The 2,643-nt window shown below is 35.4% G+C and carries 4 protein-coding genes; all 4 read left to right on the forward strand.

Translation table 11 applies throughout. The features are described from left to right. The coding region (locus AC1DTM_RS22205) for an IucA/IucC family C-terminal-domain containing protein (RefSeq protein WP_477000893.1) at positions 1-676 on the forward strand (676 nt) is incomplete at its 5' end. Beyond that, on the forward strand, positions 663-1,901 hold the full coding sequence (locus AC1DTM_RS22210) for an AMP-binding protein (protein ID WP_016104584.1): 1,239 nt from the start codon (positions 663-665) through the stop codon (positions 1,899-1,901). The genes AC1DTM_RS22205 and AC1DTM_RS22210, both read left to right, overlap by 14 nt. Beyond that, on the forward strand, positions 1,898-2,173 hold the full coding sequence (gene asbD / locus AC1DTM_RS22215) for a petrobactin biosynthesis protein AsbD (RefSeq protein ID WP_002158241.1): 276 nt from the start codon (positions 1,898-1,900) through the stop codon (positions 2,171-2,173). Before AC1DTM_RS22210 ends, asbD begins: the two co-directional genes overlap by 4 nt. Positions 2,174-2,197: 24 nt before the next feature. Further along, positions 2,198-2,643: DUF6005 family protein (locus AC1DTM_RS22220; protein ID WP_477000894.1), on the forward strand; the 446-nt coding region annotated here is incomplete at its 3' end.

A 2,643-nucleotide genomic window follows, 5' to 3' on the forward strand; every position in this document is an offset into this window, starting at 1 on the left:
ATTATATGCCAAGGGAAAAGATGGGACACCAATTATTGATTTGTGGTTAAAGAGATATGGAGTAGAAAGCTGGCTACAATTGCTTATTCGAAAGGCAATTATCCCAGTTGTACACCTCGTTGTAGAGCATGGAATCGCATTAGAATCACATGGACAAAACATGATTTTAGTTCATGAAGAAGGAATACCAGTCCGTATTGCACTAAAAGATTTTCATGAAGGACTGGAGTTTTATCGTCCATTTTTGAAAGAAATCGAAAAATGTCCTGACTTTACTAAAATGCATAAAACATATGCGAATGGTCAAATGAATGATTTCTTTGAAATGGACCGTATTGGATGTTTGCAAGAAATGGTTTTAGATGCGCTTTTCCTATTCAATCTAGGTGAACTGGCTTTCGTGTTGGCAGATGAGTATCAGTTGAAAGAGGAACAATTTTGGATCATTCTTGTTGAAGAAGTAGAAGATCATTTTGAAAGATTTTCACATTCGAAAGAACGTTTTGAAGCATTACAATTATATGCACCTACATTTCATGCAGAGCAATTAACGAAGCGGCGCTTATATATGGATGTGGAATCACTTGTTCATGAAGTTCCAAATCCGTTGTATAGAGCAAAGCAACTTACAATACAAAAATCAGTTGTTACAGGGGGAAATCATGCTAATCGTTAATAAACAAGAATTTAGCAAAAATGATTTTGAATTGAGATTACAAGGTTACGAGGGAGTGGAACACTTTCAAGAAGCAGAAGGAAATAGATTTGCACTTTGTCTGAAAGATCCATTCGATATTATTACGCTTGTGTTTTTCCTAAAAGAAAAAAGAGCATCTGTGCTACTTATTCATGAAGATACGCCAAAGGATACAGCTATTGAAATGGCAAAGCGTGCAAAGTGTACTGCACTTTTATACGGAGAAAGTAACGACTTTACAAAATTAGAAGTTCCAAATCTATTACAAGAAGAACCGTCTTTATTGCAATATAGTTCAGGCACAACAGGAGAACCAAAACTAATTCGTAGAGCATGGACGGAAATTGAAACGGAAATTGCTGCTTACAATAAAGCTTTAAAATGTGAAGAAGACGAAGTTCCAATTGTAATGGCTCCAGTTTCACATTCATACGGATTAATTTGTGGCACGTTATCAGCAATTACGAGAGGTAGCAAGCCTATAATCATCACAAATAAAAACCCTAAATTCGCATTAAATATAATTCGTAATACCGAAAAACATATCATATATGCAGTACCACTTATGTTACATATTATGGGGAGTTTTCCACAAGGGACGTTTCAGTTTCATAAAATTATGACATCAGGATCACCTTTGCCAGAAACGCTATTTTATAAGTTAAAGGGCATGACGAAATACATGATGCAGCAGTACGGCTGTTCTGAAGCCGGTTGCATTAGTATATGTCATGCTATGGAAACACATTTGGATTTAGGAAAACCACTTCCTCATGTAAGTATTAACATAGGTTCAAATGAAGATGAACCTGAAGAAATCGTAGTGAAAATTGCTGAAAAGGAGATTTATACGAAAGATTTAGGGTATAAATCTGAGCAAGGCCTTCATTTCATGGGGCGAATAGATGATGTTATTAATGTGTCCGGTCTAAAGGTCTTTCCTATAGAAGTGGAAGAAACGATGCTTCGATTAGAAGGTATTCAGGAGGCGATTGTATACCGCGGCAAGCATCCTGTGATGGGGGAGATTGTAAAAGCGAAAGTAGTCTCTCGTATTGAACCAGTACAAATAAGAGAATGGTGCATACAGCATTTACCGTTTTATAAAGTACCGCATGAAATTGAAAATGTAGCAGAGATTCCGAAAAATAAAACAGGGAAAGTAAGTCGTAAGTTATTAGAGATGGGAGAGATAACAACATGAGTCGTGAAATGTTAAAAGAAGCAGTTTTAAGCATTATGAGAGAAAAAATGGAACTGAAAAATGTAACGCATTTAGAAGAAACGATGCGTTTAAATCAAGATTTATATATAGATTCGGTAATGATGTTACAGCTTATAGTATACATAGAAATGGATTTAAAGCTATGCGTTCCAGAGGATGAGATAGACCCAAAGGCGTTTCTTACTGTAGGATCTTTGCTTGACTTTATGGAAGAGTTGCAGCCGTTACACGAAGTAAATGTGAATAACTAACCTTTTAGGAAAGTGGATGAGAGTATGACTTCAATTAAAGTTCACTGTTTAGTGAGTTGTTTTTGTGAAATTATAAAAAGGCGTAGCGATATAGATTTCCGGCCATTTTATTTCGGATTATGGGATGGAGATTTTGATATAACAGAAGGCGGGATTATTTCTTATCATTCCGAAAACATTAACCATGATAACTACTTACTCTGGTATGAAAAATTGTATGGTATTAAAGTGAACGAATGGTACGATCATTCAAAAGAAAAAAGTAGCAATGTAGAAAAATTTTTAGAATTAGTAGAAAATAAGCCTGAAAATCGTTACGTAATTGTAATGGTTGATATGTCTTTATTGCCTGAGAGAGAAAATAAGTTTCATCAAAAACCGTTTCCGCATTACTTAATGATATCGAAGACAGAGAAAGAAGAGGAATGGTTCATGCTTGATCCTGATTTTCGCTGGGAAGGGAATATGGA

The organism is Bacillus sp. P4_D3 (assembly GCF_056401855.1).

Excerpts from the sequence above, each read along its gene's own strand:
- AC1DTM_RS22210 (WP_016104584.1), top strand. The coding sequence starts at position 663 with ATGCTAATCGTTAATAAACAAGAATTTAGCAAAAATGATTTTGAATTG.
- asbD (WP_002158241.1), top strand. The coding sequence starts at position 1,898 with ATGAGTCGTGAAATGTTAAAAGAAGCAGTTTTAAGCATTATGAGAGAA.